This is a genomic window from Paenibacillus germinis (genome assembly GCF_013141785.1).
Lineage (GTDB): Bacteria > Bacillota > Bacilli > Paenibacillales > NBRC-103111 > Paenibacillus_E > Paenibacillus_E phytorum.
Genome location: NZ_WHOC01000069.1, coordinates 155,925 through 173,349, shown reverse-complemented (window position 1 = coordinate 173,349; position 17,425 = coordinate 155,925). Strand labels below are relative to the sequence as shown.

Sequence of the window (17,425 nt, the reverse complement as noted above, 5' to 3'; positions counted from 1 at the left end):
TTGAAAAGCTGATAGGTTAGGTGAGGCCAGAATTTTAATTTCATAATATGATAAAAATCGACAAAATATCACAAAATAAACTCCTTCCCGATGAGAGTAAAGACTTGTATAATGAAATTTTGGAAAGCGTTTTCTTTCGACAGACAGATTGAAGAATCAGCCTGTGAAATTGCAAAAGAGAAGCAACGGAGGTGTACACACTGTATAGAATTGTGATCGTTGATGACGAAATTGAAGTGAGAGAAGGAATAAAGGAGAGCATAGAGTGGGATCGGCACGGTTTTGAATGTATTGGAGACTATCGGAATGGCAAAGAAGCTTTGGAAGCAATTTCAGAACTCAGGCCAGACCTTGTCTTGTCTGATATTTGTATGCCATTTATGGACGGGATTGAATTAACAAGGCAAATTCACTTGAATTATCCCTATATTAAGGTGATCATCCTTACCGGTCATGATGAATTTGACTACGCACAGAAGGCACTGCGCTTGAAAGTACACGATTTTATCGTAAAACCAATTACAGCAAACGAACTTCGCAGTCTGCTTGATAAGGTGAAATTAGAGATGGATAAGGAAGCGGAAAATCGCGAAAATCTCTCTCACCTTAAAATGCAACTTCATCAAAGCTTACCTTTATTAAGAGAACGCTTTCTTGAACAGTTAATCAACGGGACATTAAGAGATTTAAAGATCCAAGAAAGGTTTGAATATTTCAGCCTTCCTCTGATATCTCCACCTTATCTTGTCGTAGCGATTGACATTGACGACTTAGACGAAATAAAAAAAGAAAGATGGCAAAACGATCCTGAGCTTTTCCGATACGCGGCCTTTAATATTGTTCAAGAAGTTATGGAGGGTAAAGATGTAATCGTCTTTCGAACGAGGGAAGAACGAATTATCGTTATTTTTTCCGGGGAGGCGGAAGAAGGACTCAATGAAACTGCGATCAACTTATCTGAAGTGATTCGCTTCTGCATAGAGAAATATTTGAAATTTACAGTAACGGTTGGTGTCGGTAAGCTGTGCAGCACCTTAAACGAGCTCCCTTTTTCTTACAAAGGGGCAATCTCCGCACTGGATTACCGTTTTTTGCATGGTAAAAATAGGGTCATCAGCATCCTGGATATGGAAGGTGCAAATAAACCCGCGCAGCAGCTGGATATCGAATGGAACCGCAGGTTTTCTACGCTGATAAAGACGGGGACGTTCGAGGAAGCCCAAATTCTAATTGGGCAATTAATCAGCAAACTAAAGGATTCCTTGATGTCATTGGGAGCCTGTTATTTACAAATTCAAGCGATTATTATTGCTATTATGACTATGATTCACGAGTTGGTTGGAGATGACAGTGCTCATTTTAAAGGACATGAAATCCTACTAGAAGATATCAATCGGTTCAAAACTCTGGATGAAATTGAAACATGGCTCAACACGATTTGTAAAGAAGCAATTTCATATATTTCAGAGCAAAGAAACGATCAAACGAAAATGCAAGTTCTGAGCGTGATTGCCTATATCGAGAAGCATTATTCTGACGAGAACCTTACGGTCGATGACCTCTGCCGCCATGTACATTTGAGTAAAAGCTACTTCAGTACTGTATTTAAGCAGCATAAGGAACAAACGATTATGGAATATGTAACTCGAGTTAGGATTGAAAAAGCCAAAGATTTGCTGCAGCATACCCCAATGAAATCCTATGAAGTTGCGTCAAAAGTAGGCTATGGCGATCCCCAATACTTTAGTGTGCTGTTTAAAAAAAATACGGGGACAACCCCTACCGAATATCGAGAAAAGTTGTTGAGGGAGAAAATTCAATGAGAAAAGAAAGGGATGTCGGGTTGTTTCTTTTCAAATTTAGAAGCATCCAATCCAGTATTTCTGTCGTCTTTTCTTGCTTAATCTTATTTTTAATCGTAATCACGAGCTATATCTCCTATCGTCTCTCGGCTGACGCGGTAGAAACGAATTCCAAACATTACATATCTGAAATTATCCAACAGATTAATATCAACATCCAATCCTACATAACCAATATGGAAGATATCTCTATGCTGGCATCAACGAACAAAGACGTGAAATATTACATTACGGAGACGAGCTTCATAAACGATGAGGAACGTAGGCCGTATGAGAAAAGAATATCCGATTTATTTCAATCGATATTAATTACCCGCAAAGATATTGCCTCGATCATGGTTTTTGGGTATAACAACCGATTTGTCTCAGACCGCAGAATTACAAGTTTGAACATAAACGCAAATATTGAGGAACAGCCTTGGTTCAAAAATGCGAAGGCAGAAGGTGGTAAATCCGTCATTTCTGCCCCGCACGTCCAAAATATTATCCAGAATGAGTACCGCTGGGTCGTTTCATTGAGTCGGGAGCTGAAGAGTGCAGACGGCATAACAGGAGAAGGCATTTTCTTGGTTGATTTGAATTTGAGTGTCATCAATGAAATTTGTAATCACATTAACCTGGGAAAAAGAGGATATGTATTCATCGTCGACAAGGATGGAAGCATCGTTTATCACCCTCAGCAGAAGCTTATTAACAGCAATCTAAAGACGGAGATGATCGATAAGGTCAAACAATCCAGCAGTGGCAGCTTCATAACGGGAGAAGGAAACAAAAAACGGATTTACACGATCCAAGAGACTCATTTCGGATGGAAAATCGTCGGCGTCGCCTATGCAAGCGAGCTGATCGCCAACCAATATCAAATCAATTTGTCTTATTTTTTATGGACGATTTTAGCTTTAGTGATCGCTTTGTACCTCTCCTTTTTCATCTCCCGCCACCTTTCGCGACCCATCAAGATGCTGCAAAGCAACATGAAACAAGTGGAAAAAGGAGACTTCAGCATCCGATCGGAATTTCGGAGCAAGAATGAAATTGGACAATTGAGTCATACCTTCAATATCATGGTGGGTCGAATCAGAGATTTAATGAATCAAATTATTCAGAATGAGGAAAGCAAACGAAAGAGCGAAATGAAGCTGCTTGAAGCACAGATCAATCCCCATTTTTTGTACAATACCTTGGATTCGATTATTTGGATGGCGGAACGTAAAAAGCACGATGAAGTTGTTCTGATGACTTCTTCTTTAGCCAAGCTGTTTCGCTCAATTATTAATAAAAATAATGAAACGGTCCCCGTGCGAGTTGAAATTGAACATATTACCAACTATCTGTTGATTCAAACGATGAGATACAAGGATAAGCTTGACTTTCAGATCGATGTTGATCCCAGTATACTTGAAGTTCATATTCCCAAAATTATTTTACAGCCTATTGTTGAAAATGCGATCTATCATGGTATCAAAAATAAGTTGGAGTCTGGCTTAGTTAAAATAACTGGGAAAGCAGACGGGGATACCATTGTATTTGTCGTTGCGGATGATGGAGTAGGCATGGAACAGGAAAAGCTGGACCAAATTTTGAAGTTGAAAGAGGGTATTATCAGGGGGATTGGGGTCAGCAATGTGAATGAGCGAATTAAATTGTTCGGAAATGAGTTTGGTCTTACCTTTGAGAGCGAAAAGTGGGAAGGTACTAAGGTTACGATCGTACTACCCAAATGTGTCCAGAAAGGAGTTATAGATGGCACATAAGAAGCCTGTTTTTTTGGCCGTACTTCTCGTTATTGTGATCGGATTTTTAGTGGTATACAGCGTGGAGATGCTGCGAATTACGAAGCAAAGAAAGTTTGAGATCGCTGTCGTGTTGAAATCGAACAATATTCGCTCAGACTATTGGCAGATGGTTAGTACAGGTGTAAAGGCAGCAGCAAAGGAATTCGATGTAAATATCGACATTACGGGACCGTTATCGGAATCGGATACAGCTGGACAAATTCGCAACGTGGACGAGGCTCTTGAGAAAAAGCCCGACGCTATCATCCTCGCAGCAACAGATTACGATCGGCTTACACCTGCCGCCCAAAAAATAAAGGAGTCCGGCACTAGGCTGATCCTGATCGATTCACCCATCCATACCCATGTAGAGGCAAGCCTTATTGCAACCGACAATACGGAAGCGGGGAGAAAAGCCGGAATGATATTGGCCGGAAGGCGGAACGGCAAATTATATAAAGTAATGACGCTAAGCAGCGGCACAGGATCGATAGCTGAAAAGGAACGTAAGGACGGATTTAAGGAAGCAGTTGCTGATTCTCCAGGAATTGAATATGCAGGTAATTACGAGTTTAATGGGACAGAGGATGCAGCGTATGACCTGGTGAAGAATCTGCTGTCCATGTATCCGGACATTCAAGGCATTGCCGGTTTGAATGAATCGGCTACTTTAGGGGCAGCCAGGGCTGTTAAAGAGAAACAATGGATAGATAAAGTCAAGATTGTCGGTTTCGACAGTTCCATTTACCAGATCAAACTTTTGGAGGAAGGCATCATACAGGCGACAGTTGTGCAAAAGCCGTTCAATATGGGTTATTTGTCCGTTGAAACGGCGGTACAGGCCCTAAACGGGATCAAAGTGAACCCAAAGGTGAATATAGATGCCATTGTCATTACGAAAGAAAACATGTATACCCAGGAAAATCAAGAGCTTCTATTCCCTTTGGTGGAAAAGTAGCGGTGTGACGGAAGGGTGGATCAATTAATGAGCCAATTACATAAAAGAAAAATGGGTTCTTTGCTCGTACTCCTTCAATTTACGACAATGCTGCTCACCGGATGCATGTGGGGGGACGCTCATCATCCAGTTTCGACCGATACCGACGCTAAAGCGTCTATTATGTTTGTGGCTCCTGAGTATAGCGCGTCTACTAGACCCTATTTTGAAAACTTAGTGAAAGAGTTCGAGAAGAAGTACCCTAACATAAAGGTCGAACTCCAAGTGATTAACTGGGACATATTAGATAGTGCTTACAATACCATGATCAGCCGCAATCAACCTCCAGATTTGCTGCTCACGAACATATACGCGCATTTCGCTAAGGATGGACTGTTGAATCGTATGGAGGACCTTCTTTCTCCCGAATTGAAGGATAAATTTTACCCTTATCTTATGGATAGCAGTAAAATGCTTGGCACTCAATATACGGTTCCCTATGTAACGACGATCCGGGAATTGTATTATAACAAAGATATTTTCAATGAAGTTGGTCTTACAGAACCGCCAAAAACATGGAGAGATCTAGAGGAAGATGCACGCAAAATCAAAGATATGAAACAAGTGGACGGTTTCGGTGTCGATTTGACGGATAATGAAATTTGGGCTTATCTCTCCTATTTTTTCTACGGAGCCGGAGGAGGCTGGATGAAGGATGGCGAGTGGGTTATCAATTCTCCTGAAAATGTGGAAGGTATAACGTTTCTAAGAAACCTTTATGAAAAGGGTTTAACGGACCCAGAGCCAGCAATCACGACGCGCGACGAAAAACAGCGAATTCTAGGAAACGGCAAATTGGGGATGCTCATTTCCGGCAATTATTTTGAGGCGGTCGTACCGCAGGAATTCCCAGGGTTAAAATGGGCGAAAGGACCGATTCCGGTAAAAGAGGGACAGACTCCTCTGGTACTAGGTGTGCAGGACGTTTGGATGTCATTCAAAACTGATCATACCAACAAGGAAGCGTTGTCTAAATTTCTCGATTTTATTTACGAAGATGCACGTTATGAAGAGTTTGTCCTTAGGGAAGGATTTCTTCCTACAATTCGTACGGTAGGCGATAAATTGGCGGCTACTGATACATTCATGAAACAAAATCTCAACTCTATCCAAAGCGCGAGGTTTTACCCGATTAATAATCCAGCGTGGTCTGCCGTTCTTAACGCGACCAGAAATATGGGGCAAACCGTTTTGCTCGGCCAGATGACACCCAAACAAGCACTCGATCGGCTGCAGCAAATCGCACTCGACAAAAGTCACTAATCCATGTAAGAACGAAGGGGCTTGTCCTGCAATTCATTTTTGGATTTTTGAACCCCCACCCTGACATGAATTTTCCTATCAAAAAACGTCTCCATCCCCATTTGCGTAGTGGTTTTGGAGGCGTTTTTGCATGTTTTTTGGGACTCGTTCATTCACTGATACCCTTTTGGGACAGCTCCTTTCATTATTTGTTTTGGGTTTGGGGGAAGCGAAGCATACCCCTTATTTATTAGGCCGTAGCGGAAACGGATGTATTCATCGCAGAAGTGTGGGAATGGTGCTATAGCGAAGTGAGAGCTCGAAATGCACTTTTCAGATGCTCTAAGTAAAGTAGCATATTGAATCCTGAGAAGGCAGAAAGGGGCGTCTCAGAGGCCTGAACTGAGCGAAAGTGTCCTGAGACGCCTGAAAAGGACCTCTCAGCTGCTGAGAGAAGGCAAGTTAGCGGGTTTTGCGTCCTGAGAAGTCTGAAAAGGCTGTCTCGGAGGCCCGAATGCAGCGGAAGTGTCCTGAGACGTCTGAAAAAGACCTCTCAACTGCTGAGTGAAGGCGAGTTAGCGGGTTTTGCGTCCTGAGAAGTCTGAAAAGGCTGTCTCGGAGGCCTGAACTGAGCGAAAGTGTCCTGAGACGCCTGAAAAGGACCTCTCAGCTGCTGAGAGAAGGCAAGTTAGCGGGTTTAGCGTCCTGAGACGCCTGAAAAAGACCTCTCAACTGCTGTTTGCTTATATGCTGCTGCATCAATATTTTAAGAAGTGGAGATCACATTGCATGGGCTTAATTTGTATAAGCTTAGAGGTGATCGTTCTCCAAATGACAAAAGACAGTACATTTTTAACTATTTACAGTACTAATTTCAATGGTTGTATACCGGGAAAATCAATATGATAAAGGTGCACGAACCAATAGACAATTGTTCGAAGTGGATGCTTCCGAAACAGGTATGCTCCGCAAAATTCTAGGGAGGTCGTTTCAATGATTAATTCAAAAAAAGCAATGGCATGGAGTATGGTTTTGTCGACTGTTTTTCTTACACTAACGGGTTGCGGAAGTAACAATGCGGGTACGAAGCCCGCTGAAAGTGTAAAACCGGTCGAAAGCACCAAACCGGCTGCTAGCGCAAAGCCAGAGGGAACAAAGCTTGCTGGAGACTTTGAGATCCAGTATTTTGTAGGTGGGTATGGTGACGCGTGGTGGAAACAAGCCATTGGCGATTTCCAGAAGATGAACCCGGACCTTAAGATCAAAGAATCCGCTGGAGCGAAAATTAATGATCAAATGAAACCGCGCTGGATTCAAGGGAACCCGCCAGATTTTGTTTACATCGATGGAGCCGGCTCCAATACAAGACAAATGGTAACCGATGACCAACTTATGGATATTACAGACTGGTTGAAGGATGCGAAGAACGTAGATGGGAAGAAAATTCTCGATCTCCTGATCGCTCAGCCTGAGGAATATAAGCCAGGAAAAGCATTTGCCGTTCCGTTAGTCTTCGGTTCTTGGGGGACGTTCTACGATAAAGCGTTATTCAAGAATAAAGGCTGGCAAGCGCCTGCCGACTTCGAAAGCTTCATGGCTTTAGGAGAAAAAATTAAAGCTGATGGCCAGATGAGTGATTACATCCATACGGGGGTTTATCCGTACTACATCAACGGGGGCTTATTAGACCCAACGATTATTGCAATGAACAACTATGATACATCCATCTTTAAGAAAATTAACTCCCTCGAAAAAGGTGTTTGGAAAAGCGAACCCGTTATGAAATCACTTGCTAAAATTGTGGGAATGAGAGATAAAGGCCTCATCGACAAAGGGTCACCGGCTCTGAATCACACGGATTCCCAATCCCAATGGCTGCAACACAAAGCGGCTTTCATACCGACTGGCATTTGGGTTGAGAGTGAAATGGCGAAGGACATTCCAGCAGGATTTGAATTTGGATTCTTACCTTCCATTGGTCAAGACAAAGGTGGTAAATTCGTAGCGAATCCATACACCTCTACTGTAGGAATAGCGAAGAAAGCGAAAAACCCTGAAGCGGCCAAAGCGTTCATGCAATTTATTTTCACAGAAAAGCAAAGTAAGGCATGGGCAGAGCTTTCCAAAGCCCCTTCGAACATCAAGGCGGATCTCGAAGGAACGAATGCACCGGCTCTAACGAAAGAGGCAGCCAAATTCTATAATTCACCGAATACCGTTGTTGCGCCTGAAATCGTTATTCCAGAGGAACTAGTAACAGCGAGAAACAACGCAACTGTTGCTCTTACCAAAGGTGAAATTACACCGCAGCAGTGGGCAGATCGCATGGAAGAAGCGACTGATAAAATTCGCTCCAAAGAAAAGAAATAAGCCATATTAAGGATTTGAATGATAATGAGGGAGATCATAAGAGTCCCTTATTATCATTCAGAAATTTAGATTGGAGGAAAGTATGAAAGAGAGCAAGACAGCCGTTACTGGCATGATCGATCAGAAAAAAAGTGTTAGAACCGGCACAGCGAAGATGAAGCGTAATATCTTCATTCTTTCCTTTACCCTTCCAACCTTGCTTCTTTATCTCGTATTTACCGTTTACCCGATGTTTAAAGGTATTTATCTTAGTTTGTTTGATTGGTCGGGCGGCTCTGAAACCTATAACTTTATCGGTCTTGGAAATTTCAATGAGATGATGCATGACAGTGTGATCATGAAGACAATTCGAAACGATTACATTCTTGTCTTCGGCAAAGTCATTGGTTTTATGGTCCTGTCCATGTTCTTCGCGGTAGCGTTAACCCGTTTCAACATCAAAGGCGCGGGTATTTATCGGATCATTTTCTTTATACCTAATGTGCTTTCTGTTGTTGTGGTCGGCGTCCTATGGCGTTATGTGTATAATCCAAACCTTGGATTTTTGAATTCCTTTATTTCTTTATTTACAGATAAAAAGTACGATTTCGCTTGGTTAGGCGATAAATGGTCGATATTTGCGCTCTTGCCACCCTCTATATGGGCAGGTATAGGCTTTACGATCATATTGCTGGTTGCCGGTATTCTTAGTATCCCATCGTCGTTATTTGAATCAGCTGACATTGATGGGGCGTCACAATGGCATCAGTTTTGGCTGATTACCCTTCCCTTGTCGTGGGAACAAATCAAGACATCCGTTCTATGGATCGTCATGACGACACTTAATGGATCATTCGTCATCGTCACGATTATGACCTTTGAAGGCGGAGTAGATAACGCCACACAGGTTATGGGCTCCTATTTGTATTTGAATGCATTCAAATTCGGTAAATTCAGTTATGCGTCAGCGATTGGCGTCCTCATTTTGGTTCTCTCATTAATAACCACAGCAACCCTTCAGAGGCTGATGAAGAGAGAAACCATTGAATTAACGTAGAGGAGTTATTCTTATGGGTCAAGGTGTAGTCAATCCTGTATTTCGGTTGTTTTTCAAATTTTGTCTTATTGTTTGGTCGCTATGTATTCTTTATCCGCTGCTTTGGACAGTCTTTAGCTCATTAAAAGATAATCAGCAGTTTTTCTTAGGCAAACCGTGGGATCTGCCGAAGCTCCCTTTGCTTTGGTCCAATTTTTCATTTGTGTGGGAAAAATATAACTTTGGTCAAAATTTTATGAATTCTCTTTTGGTGACAATAGTAAGCACAGTATTTGGCGTGCTCTTATCGGCTACGACGGCCTATGTGATTGCCCGATTTACGTTTAGAGGAAATGGATTGCTTTATTATTCATATCTTTCCTACATGATGATTCCAACATTTCTTGGCATCATCCCCTTATTCTTTTTGCTGAATGATCTTCATCTAACTAACAATTTGTTCGGCCTAATTTTAGTTTACATGGTAACGGCAGTGCCCTTTGCCGTTTTCGTCTTAGTCAGTTTTTTCAAATCACTGCCAAGTGAACTAGAAGAAGCGGCTTCTATTGATGGTGCTTCCCATTACGGGATTTTTTTCCGGATCATGCTTCCACTCGCTAAGCCGGGATTGATGTCTGTGGCTATTATTACTGTGCTGAATATATGGAATGAATACGTTTTTGCACTTGTGCTTATTAATGATCCAACGAAATATACGATACCGGTAGCCATTGCGGTCATGCAAGGTGAAATGCAGTACAGGACAGAATGGGGACCTCTTTTCGCAGCCCTGATCATTTCTATGGGTCCGACGATTATTTTTTATAGCATTTTCCAAAAACAAATTACAGGAGGGATTACGGCTGGGGCATTAAAGGGTTAAGAACCCCTCGGTAGATTGGCCAAAGTTGAGAATGAAGAGGAGAGTGTATGATTTGAAGACGCTTAAAAACGCTTTTGGGTTTGCTTTTTGCCTGGTGTTCGTATTAGCGATTCTTTTCATTGGTGGAACAACGACTCATGCAGCAGCGGTTGGCGACATAACGAATTTTGAGAAAACAGATGCTAAGACATTTACGATCACGTCCGGTTCCGATAAGGTGAAAGTTGTTTTTAATCGCGATGACATGGTTCGTATATGGCTTGGAGTAGGCGGTAATTTTCAAACGCTAGCCGGTAAAAGCTCGGCAACGCCAAAAGAGCCGATCGTCGTGAAGGAAGATTTTGGTCCGGTTGCTGTAAATTGGTCAGATGAGGGCAGCTACTACAAAATCGCGACGGGCAAATTCGTTTTACGCGCCTACAAAAGTCCGCTCAAATTCGCGATGTACAAGAGTGACAATGCGACTGTCGTATGGCAAGAGGAGTCTCCGTTAAACTACAGCTCATCATCGACAACTCAAAAGCTTGTACGAGGAGCAGATGAGTATTACTACGGCGGAGGGATGCAGAACGGATTTTTCTCTCACCGTGACAAGACGATTAAGATTGCCAAAAACTTCGGCGACTGGGGTAGCGGCACCGTGTCCAATCCGTCTCCGTTTTATCTGAGCACGGCTGGCTACGGCGTACTGCGGAACACATTCCAAGATGGAACATACGATTTCGGCAGTCCCACTCAGCTGACACATAATGAGAACCGATTTGACGCGTATTACTTTTATGGCGATACGTTCAAAGATATTTTGAATGGCTATACGGATTTGACCGGCAAGCCTTCACTGATTCCTAGATGGGGAATGAGTATGGGGGATGCGGATTGTTATAACACAAGCAATACGGGTGCTAACAAGCCGAATAAGCTTACGACGCCGGATGTGCTGAAAGTTGCTCAAGGCTTCCGCACCAACGACATGCCGGGCGGTTGGCTTCTGCCGAACGACGGATACGGCTGCGGGTATGTGCAGTTGCCAAGCACTGTTCAACAGCTTCATGATTTAGGCTTTTACACCGGCCTGTGGACGCAGAATGGTCTTGCTAATATCGCAACAGAGGTAGGAGTGGCTGGAACTCGCTTGAACAAGCTGGACGTAGCTTGGGTCGGACCAGGGTACGACTTTGCTCTTGATGCAACAAAACAAGCGCATCAAGGGGTTGAAAACAACTCAAACGATCGCGGTTTCGTATGGTCCGTCGGCGGATGGGCAGGTACGCAGCGTTACTCAACCGTTTGGTCGGGAGATCAATCCGGGAACTGGGAATATATCCGCTTTCATATTCCTTCCGTGATCGGTGCGGGGCTGTCAGGCATGAACTACGCTACCGGTGACGTGGATGGGATCTTTGGCGGCAGTGCCCAGACCTATGTACGTGATTTGCAGTGGAAAGCATTCACACCGATCCTTATGAGTATGTCCGGTTGGGCATCGGTAGATAAACAGCCTTGGCGTTATGGAGAGCCATACACAAGCTATAACCGCGATATTTTAAAGCTCAGACAGCGCTTAACGCCTTATTTCTACACGTATTTGAACGAATCTTATGAGTCGGGAGCACCGATGGCCAGAGGGATGGTCTATGAATTCCCGAATGACCCGAATACGAAGAACACTCTGACACAGTACCAATTCATGTCTGGACAATCACTGTTGGTTGCGCCGGTCTACAAAGATACTGCGGTAAGAAACGGCATTTACTTGCCGAAAGGCAAATGGATCGATTACTGGACGGGTACTGAGCATTACGGCTCCAAAATGCTGGACGAATATAACGCTCCGCTGAGCCGTTTACCGCTTCTCGTCAAAGCCGGAGCCATCATTCCAATGTATCCGGAATCGCTGTATGACGGTCAAGTGCAGCCGAATCCGATAACGTATGACATCTATCCTTACAAAACCTCTACCTTTACGATGTATGAGGATGACGGGGTTTCGAGAGAGCACCGTAATGGTAAATTTGCGAAAACACTCATTACTTCGATCGCTCCTGAAACTGGAACAGGCGACTTGGAAATTCAAGTAGGGGCGAGCGTAGGCGATTACAATGGTAAATTGGCAGCGCGTACGAACCAATTCCAAATTCATATGCATGCGAAACCGACTAGCGTTGCGGTTGGAGGATCCGCATATACAGAATATACGAATAAAACAGAATGGGCGAGCGCTGCAAGCGGCTGGTACTTTGATAGCGCGGATAAAGGCGGCATCGTATATGTGAAAACGCCGGATATGCCGTCGAATCAAGGCTTTGAATTGAAAGTGGCCGGTTTTGTGGCAGATACGACGCCACTTACAGACGCAGTTGTCATTTCGCTGCCAGAACCAGATAACGATCCGACGAAAATCGTACAGGCGGACATCGTAGCAACGGCTACGAGCACTGATACTACAAGTCCTGTAGCTAATGCGTTGGATGGCAGCATAGAGACGATCTGGAGTACCAAACTGGATAGCAGCACACCGCTACCACAGTCGATCACGCTCAATCTTGGTACGAAGTTTTCCGTCAATAAATTGAAATATTTGCCGAGACAATATTTAGGTTCGGATGGCATTATTACAGCTTATAACGTCTATGTGAGCACGGATGGAACCAATTTTACGAAGGTGGCCACTGGTGCATGGAATGCGGATAAGCTGGAAAAAACAGCGACATTCACTGCCGTGGAAGCGCAGTATGTAAGATTGGAAGCGACAGCTGGTGTTAATGGTTTTGCGGCTGCAGCTGAACTGAACGTGTACCGGGACGCTTCTGTGCCGATCCCGCTGGCGATTCCGAAAAACCAGATGACAGCTACAGCAAAGAGCTTCCAACCGGGCAGTGAAGCGTCCAAAGCCATTGATGGCGATTCGAATTCCGTGTGGCATACGAAATGGGACGGATCTGACAAGCTGCCGCAATCGATTATTCTTGATCTCGGCAAGGTTCGCAACATCAGCCAATTCCGTTACGCACCGCGTACGGATGCTGGAAATGGCACGATTACGACTTACAATTTGTATGTAAGCACCGACGGAACGAACTATACACAAATAAGCACCGGTAATTGGGTTCGAAACAACGTGAAGAAATATGTCCAATTCGCACCCTTAAACGCCCGTTATGTGAAGCTGGAGGCGGTAGCGGCAGTAGGCGGTTTCGTATCAGCGTCTGAAATTGACGTGTATGAAGCTCCAATTGCGCCTCCTACGTTAGGCGATATTGTGCAAGGCAAGCCGGCAGCGGCAGACAGCGTGGATCCGGCGTTCCCAGCAAGTAATGCTAACGACGGCAATACGGCTACGATGTGGTCGGCAAATGATACCAATCCGGGTCATGTTTGGTCCGCTGATTTGGGTAAAATGCATTCGATCCAAGGATTAGAGATTTCGTTTGGACAGAGCGATAAAGTGTATAAATACAAACTGGAAGTCAGGGAAGCGGGCAGCAGTAACTGGATTCAAGTGTTAAACCGCATGAACAATACCGAAGCTGGCCAAGTGCTGAAAGATACATTCGGCAGCCAAGGACGCTATGTGAGAATTACAATTACCGGACTGCCTGACGCGAGTACGAAGGCGAGCATCGCAGATGTGAAGCTAATCGGCTTGCCGATCATCGGAACGGCTCCTGTTAGCGGGGTTTCGCTAGATCGTTCGGCGATCACGTTGAACGCACTAGATGCACCAGTTGCGCTTGAAGCGACAGTAATGCCTCTGAATGCAGCGAACTCTTCGGTTTCGTGGAGCAGCAGCAATCCGGCCGTTGCGATGGTGGATGGAAACGGCGTCGTATCTCCGAAAGGAGCAGGCACGGCAACAATTACGGTCACTACAGCGGATGGAGGCTTCAAAGCGACTGTGGATGTCACTGTAACCGGGCAAACAGGTTTGGTGAAAATCCCGCAAGCCCAAATGACGGCGACGGCTACAAGCTTCCAACCTGGAGATGACCCGAGCAATGCGCTCGACGGCGATGCGGACACATGGTGGCATATCAAATGGTTCGGTACCGATCCGCTGCCACAATCGATTATCTTGAATTTGGGTGGAGCATACAAAATCAGCAAGCTTGACTATTTGCCCCGTCCCGATGGCGGTAACGGTACGATCACTGCATACAACGTATACGTCAGCCAAGACGGTGTGCAATATACGAAAGTAGCAAGCGGTGCGTGGTTGCAAAACAATTTGCTGAAAGAATTAAACTTCGCTCCAGTAAATGCTTCTTACATCAAGCTTGAAGCAACTGCGGGTTCTGGCGGCTACGCTTCCGCATCCGAACTGAACGTTTATAAGATCGTTGAAGCACCGACACTGCAAACACTCGCGTTTGACGCAGCGAGCTATGAAGTGTATAAAGGACAATCCGCAGCGGTGAAAGTGACTGCACAGTATTCGGACGGTACAAATCAAGACGTGACAACGGCATCTATGTTCGAAGTCGGGAATACTTCATTCGCAACGGTTGCGAGCGGTACGATCACCGGTGTTTCGCAAGGTGAAACCGTCGTTACGGCAACGTACGGAGGAAAGCAGGCCACTGCAGCGGTAGTGGTGAAATTGGTCATTGATACAACACCACCAGCAGATGCAACCTTAGCTGCAGATATTACAGCACCGACGAACACAGGTGTCACGGTAACGATTAACTATCCAACTGACGCAGCGGTGAAGGAATATAAAGTGGGCGCAAGTGGCACATGGACAGCGTACACGGCACCTGTTGTCCTTTCGGCAAATGAAACCGTGTATGCAAGAGGAACGGATGCGGTTGGTAACGTATCCAATGTAACTAGCATTGTCGTAAGCAATATCGATAAGATTGCACCCGTAAGTGTTGCATCTTTAAGTCCGGCTGCACCTAATGGCAGCAACGGATGGTATACGTCGGATGTAACGGTAAGCATCTCTGTAAGTGACAATGTATATGGCGTGGCGACAACAGAATACCAAGTGAATAACGGGGGTTGGATCACCTATACCGGTTCCATTCCTGCCTTTGGTGAAGGGAACTATAAGGTCGGTTATCGCAGCACGGATCTAGCAGGCAATGTAGAACCGATCAAAACCATCGAGTTCAAGATTGACAAAACGGTTCCGGTATTATCCGTTCAATTAGATAAAACGTCGATATGGCCGGCGAATCATAAAATGGTGACAATAAATGCCACGCTGAATTCGAGTGATGCAGCATCAGGCGTTGCATCTGTGGTGTTAACCTCGATTACCAGCAATGAGCCGGATAGTGGTGAAGGTGACATTGGGTCTAATATCGGTACTGCGGCCACTTCATTTAGCTTACGTGCAGAAAAGGGACGCATTTATATCATAACCTACACGGCGACTGACAAAGCGGGCAATCAAAAGGTTACTTCTGTAACCGTCGCAGTACCTCATGATCAGTCAGGAAATCATTAAGAAAAGAAACCTCATTTGCAATACGATCATTCAGGAGGATGGCATCATGCTATCCTCTTCTTATAATTCCTAGTATCTTTTCATTTACTGCTTTTAAAACAGGATTTTATAGGAGAACCACTCGATTGGGACTTTGCAACACTTGCTACATCTCAAATTTATCTAACCAGCCGCTGTTGAAATATTTGCAAAAACCTTAATTTTTGTATATCTCCAAAGATCAAGTTGAAAAACTTGAAAGACAGCACGCACCAACCGAACCCGGTTAGTGCGTGCTTTTTTTGCTGAGAGGCGTGAAATAACAAGGCAGCATAAATAATTACATCCCTTTATCTGTATTTATGTCATACAATAGTTGTGGAATGTTTCATTTAATCGGGGAGGAATCAGTGTGGCTATCACATTCGGTATAGTCGGTGGCGGTTGGCGTGCAGAGTTTTTTATGCGTATCGTGCGAGCGCTACCGGATCAGTTTATAGTTAGCGGTGTTGTCGTACGCAATGAAGAGAAAGGGCGTGCGTTCGAGGAACAATGGGGAGTGCCGACGTTCCGCTCAACCGAGGATTTATTGAAGCAAACAACACCTTCGTTTGTTGTCCTTTCGGTTCCTGTCTCACAGACACCGGAATTGATCAAACAGCTCGTGCGTCAAGGAGTTCCCGTTCTGTCTGAGACACCGCCTGCGGCTGATCTGGAGCAATTGAATCAGCTGTATCAAGATATCGGACCGGACGCCAAGGTGCAGGTGGCGGAGCAATATGCCTTCCAGCCGCTGCATGCAGCACGAATTGCCATCGTCCAGTCCGGCTTGTTGGGTACTGTAAGCCAAGCGCAAGTCTCAGCTGCCCATGGCTACCATGGGATCAGCATCATGCGCAAACTCCTGGGCATAAGATTTGAAGATGCACACATTCGAGGTTTCGGATTCTCTTCTCCGATTATTAGCGGACCTAATCGAGAGGGTGATCCAAGCCAGGAGAAGACGTCGATCTCTAATCAAGTGATCGCACACCTTGAGTTCGGGGACAAGTTAGGTGTGTTTGATTTCACCGGTGATCAGTACTTCTCATGGATTCGTTCCGAGCGAGTGCTTGTACGAGGGAATAAGGGAGAAATTAATAATACGAGGATTGCCTATTTGCAGGATTTTCGTACTCCCATTCAACTGGAGCTAAGACGGCTAAATGCCGGGGAGAATGGCAACCTCGAAGGGTATTATCACAAAGGTATTTTGGCTGGTGATAAATGGGTCTATCGAAATCCCTTCCAGCCAGGCCGTCTGTCTGATGACGAAATAGCGATTGCTACTTGTCTGCAAAAGATGGGTGACTATGTGCAGGGTGAACCTAGTTTCTATAGCCTTGCGGAAGCGGCTCAAGACCACTACCTTGGCATGATGATCACCCATGCGGTTAAATCGGGTGAAACCGTCCAAACGACCAAGCAATCGTGGGCAACGTTAAAATAATACAACAGGACTTTCCTTTGTCTTTTCAGACAATTGAGAAGGTCCTTTTCTCATAGGACCTGCAATCGGATCCTTATTTATGCAATAATGTAATAACATATATCTTAAAAGGAGAAAAACATGCCAAAACAACGCAAACTGATAGAACCTTCAGACTTTGAAAGGATGCGGGTATTTCGACAGCCAATCTCGATCTTTTTACAAGGTGAACAAATAGGTGAAAATGTCATTATTCAATCTCATGATGACGATATTGTTGTAAGCACGACTGGAGAACAATACGTGAAGGCAAATTGTGAATTTCTAAGTAAAAGATAATGACAATTTCAGTTCACTATAGTAGTAATGTTATATTTAG

Annotated in this window: 10 protein-coding genes; all 10 read left to right on the top strand. The window is 44.5% G+C overall.

What is annotated here, in order from left to right:
• Positions 1-191 precede the first annotated feature (191 nt).
• The 10 genes from GC102_RS13145 to GC102_RS13100 all read left to right on the top strand — a co-directional run bounded on the left by GC102_RS13145 (position 192) and on the right by GC102_RS13100 (position 17,385).
• Positions 192-1,823 carry a response regulator gene (locus tag GC102_RS13145; RefSeq protein ID WP_312883257.1) on the top strand — a complete coding sequence of 544 codons (1,632 nt, stop codon included), beginning with the start codon at positions 192-194 and terminating at the stop codon, positions 1,821-1,823.
• The gene (locus GC102_RS13140; RefSeq protein WP_171643201.1) at positions 1,820-3,616 is read left to right on the top strand and encodes a sensor histidine kinase; all 1,797 of its coding nucleotides are present in this window, start codon (positions 1,820-1,822) and stop codon (positions 3,614-3,616) included. The genes GC102_RS13145 and GC102_RS13140 overlap by 4 nt, the downstream gene beginning before the upstream one ends.
• Positions 3,606-4,595: a substrate-binding domain-containing protein gene (locus GC102_RS13135; RefSeq protein ID WP_171643200.1), complete on the top strand. Its 990-nt coding sequence runs from the start codon at positions 3,606-3,608 to the stop codon at positions 4,593-4,595. Before GC102_RS13140 ends, GC102_RS13135 begins: the two co-directional genes overlap by 11 nt.
• Before the next feature lie 27 nt (positions 4,596-4,622).
• Positions 4,623-5,897 (top strand): ABC transporter substrate-binding protein, encoded by a 1,275-nt coding sequence (locus tag GC102_RS13130; protein ID WP_171643199.1) that lies wholly within the window; start codon positions 4,623-4,625, stop codon positions 5,895-5,897.
• 972 nt (positions 5,898-6,869) lie between these two features.
• Complete coding sequence (locus GC102_RS13125) at positions 6,870-8,246, top strand: ABC transporter substrate-binding protein (protein WP_246320896.1); 1,377 nt, start codon at positions 6,870-6,872, stop codon at positions 8,244-8,246.
• Between the two features lie 112 nt (positions 8,247-8,358).
• Positions 8,359-9,282 (top strand): carbohydrate ABC transporter permease, encoded by a 924-nt coding sequence (locus GC102_RS13120; protein ID WP_171643309.1) that lies wholly within the window; start codon positions 8,359-8,361, stop codon positions 9,280-9,282.
• A gap of 13 nt (positions 9,283-9,295) precedes the next feature.
• On the top strand, positions 9,296-10,144 hold the full coding sequence (locus GC102_RS13115) for a carbohydrate ABC transporter permease (protein ID WP_171643198.1): 849 nt from the start codon (positions 9,296-9,298) through the stop codon (positions 10,142-10,144).
• 52 nt (positions 10,145-10,196) lie between these two features.
• A complete protein-coding gene (locus GC102_RS13110) occupies positions 10,197-15,599 on the top strand; it encodes a discoidin domain-containing protein (RefSeq protein ID WP_171689937.1) in 5,403 nt (1,800 codons plus the stop codon).
• Positions 15,600-15,990: 391 nt separating this feature from the next.
• Positions 15,991-17,067 carry a Gfo/Idh/MocA family protein gene (locus tag GC102_RS13105; protein ID WP_312883256.1) on the top strand — a complete coding sequence of 359 codons (1,077 nt, stop codon included), beginning with the start codon at positions 15,991-15,993 and terminating at the stop codon, positions 17,065-17,067.
• Positions 17,068-17,187: 120 nt separating this feature from the next.
• On the top strand, positions 17,188-17,385 hold the full coding sequence (locus GC102_RS13100; RefSeq protein WP_171643193.1) for a hypothetical protein: 198 nt from the start codon (positions 17,188-17,190) through the stop codon (positions 17,383-17,385).
• Positions 17,386-17,425: the final 40 nt, after the last annotated feature.